Below are 2,362 nucleotides of genomic sequence, written 5' to 3'. Positions count from 1 at the left end.
GGATGCGCTCCCTGCTCGTCAGCGCGTCCCAGAGATCATCGACGCTCGTGTCGTAGAGCCGCGTCAACGTGACCGCGCTGGCCGCTCTCCCGTCCTTCTCGAAATTGCGCACCGAACGCGTGGCGAGCCCCAACACCCTGACAACGTCAATCTCCATCCCGGTTCTCCCTGTCGTTTCACGCCGATGAATATCGGTATCGACTTATATAAGTCAATACTTAATTTAACAGCGGATCCGGGCCCTGCCGCAGGTGTTCGTCGTCGTCCACAGTGTGAACGTGCGTGTGAGATGCTTCACAAGGAGCGACAATCAAGCGCCGAAGAGGCTTGCGCCAGCGCCAGACCTACTCCGTCATCAGCCGGCTCGGCCAGCCCACGCGGACGAGCAGGTCGTCGGGGCCATTGAGCGCGAATTCATACATGCCCCACGGCTTGTGCTCGGCCACGCGGCTCGGCTCGGCGATCTCCGGGCTCATCGCCGCAGCCAGGCCTCGGACCCGGGGCGTGTAGACGTAGACGCCGAACGGGTTGCTCCCCGGAGTGAGCCAGCCTTCCACCGCCTGCTGCAGGTGCACCTCGCCACCAACACCATCCGACAGCATCCGATATTCTTCGTAGCCTTGAGCGACCGGCCTGAAGAAGCCGAGCCTGTTCCACCACCGTTCCGCTGCATCAAGGTCGTTGCAGGGAATGATTGCGACTACGCTCGATGTCCGCCGCTCGTCCATGGCGCTGCTCCGTTGAATATCATGCAATGATTGCACCTTGTGCCTCGCTGGTGACCTCGCTTCGACATCGCACATGAAGTTGGCGCGGCTACGGCGACGGCGCGAATAGAGGCGAGGATCACCTTAGCAGGCGTCGATGAACTCTTGAATACGATCCGCCACGATCCGTCCCGCGCGGCTGTTGAGGTGCACGCCATCGGTATGGAAACGCCATCCATTCATGCGCGCGACCTCGTCGAGGCTTCGCCGMAGCACGAGCACACGGAACGCGTCACGATAGAATGGCAAAAAACTGAATGACGTGAATGCCTGACCGGGTGAAGCGCGAAGCTCCTCCGCGATCGCTTCATAGAGTTCAATGTAGCGGCAGTTCTCCTCATCTGCGACGGCAGCCACGATATCGGAATATTCCTTGACCCGGCGGTTGRGCTCCTTCTGGAACGGGTCCTGCGAATCCAGGTTCTCGCCGATCGGGCAGAGTGAGCAAAGCCCGATATCTGCAGCCGCATCGCTCTTCAGCCTGCGGGCCAGTTCGGTGAGGTTCTCGCGGAACCAGCCAGGCGACGGGGCGCATGGAAGGTGCTTTGAAATCGAGAAGAAGCGCCGCGCCCGCCTTGACACGAGGGCGAGGACATCGTTGCCACCAACCCAGACGACGACCTTGCTGGGACGACAGGCAAGCACCGCAGGCGATCGCTTGAGCGCATTGTAGGCCAGGTCACCACCGACACCGAAGTTCTCGAATTTGACTTGCGCATTGCGCGGGCGGGCGCGCAGCTCGGCGATCCAGTCGAAGGCCTGCCCTTTGCCTGCCGTGCTGCTCGATCCGAGGCACGCCACGGTTTTCTGCTCGACGACCGTCATGGTGCTATGGCTCCCGCCGAAGCGTGAACGCCGGCGACATGATGCCGATCCTGCAAAACACTGGCAGCAGCACACTGACAGGGAGGCATGAGCCCCCGCTTGACACTTGCAGCCGGCCTTTAATTCTATATATTCGGGATATGCCGAATATGTCAAACAAAACCGGCAGGGACGAGCAGCGGTTCACAGAGGACGTGGCACGGCTGCTCACGCCCTGGGGCGTACCGCCGGTCGCCGCCCGTCTCTATGGCTATTTGCTTCTCTGCCCTCGCCCCGCCAGCCTCGATCAGATCACCGAAGACCTCGAGATCAGCAAGAGCAGCGCAAGCGTCGCCGCTCGACTGTTAGAGAGTTACACGCTGGCGCGCCGCCATAGCGAACCTGGGACAAAACGCGCGCTTTATGCCGTAGCAGACGACTACGAAGTCATGGTCCGGCAGCAGAATCGTCTGCTCGACGCGTTGGCCGGGCAGTTGAACGCCGGGGCTGAAATAGCTGCGTCCAAGGCGGCAAGCGCGCGTCTCAGGGAGATGGCCGACTTCTATCGGGTCATGCGCGGCGCCATGGAGGACGCCATCAGCCGCTGGACGCGCGGCCGACGACGGCAATGAGGAATCCCGCAGCGGCGCTGACCGTGCGGAAGAATCCGAACCTTCGACGGGAAAGGCAGAAAGATGGGTCTCGTACTAAATCTCATCGTCCAAACGATCGTCTGGTTCGCCTTCATGGGCGCGATCATCTTTGGTGCTGCAGGCACGACGGACTACACC

At 61.4% G+C, this 2,362-nt stretch carries 3 protein-coding genes; 1 reads left to right on the top strand and 2 read right to left on the bottom strand.

The genetic code is table 11. The annotated features are described in order from the left end of the window. Positions 1-344: 344 nt before the first annotated feature. On the bottom strand, positions 345-728 hold the full coding sequence (locus AC1D00_RS36850; protein ID WP_477014053.1) for a VOC family protein: 384 nt from the start codon (positions 726-728) through the stop codon (positions 345-347). A 123-nt stretch (positions 729-851) separates the two neighbouring features. Further along, a complete protein-coding gene (locus AC1D00_RS36845; protein ID WP_477014052.1) occupies positions 852-1,592 on the bottom strand; it encodes an SGNH/GDSL hydrolase family protein in 741 nt (246 codons plus the stop codon). A 149-nt stretch (positions 1,593-1,741) separates the two neighbouring features. Between AC1D00_RS36845 and AC1D00_RS36840 the strand changes: the two genes are divergently transcribed. Then, on the top strand, positions 1,742-2,203 hold the full coding sequence (locus AC1D00_RS36840) for a GbsR/MarR family transcriptional regulator (RefSeq protein WP_477014051.1): 462 nt from the start codon (positions 1,742-1,744) through the stop codon (positions 2,201-2,203). Positions 2,204-2,362 lie beyond the last annotated feature (159 nt).

Source organism: Bradyrhizobium sp. P2_E8, from assembly GCF_056403875.1.
The sequence above is the reverse complement of the archived record's forward strand: the minus strand, read 5'-3'. Positions and strand labels throughout refer to the sequence as shown.

What these genes read in the sequence shown, in the direction of transcription:
- AC1D00_RS36850 (WP_477014053.1), bottom strand. Translation starts at nt 728, where the DNA reads ATGGACGAGCGGCGGACATCGAGCGTAGTCGCAATCATTCCCTGCAAC.
- AC1D00_RS36840 (WP_477014051.1), top strand. Translation starts at nt 1,742, where the DNA reads ATGTCAAACAAAACCGGCAGGGACGAGCAGCGGTTCACAGAGGACGTG.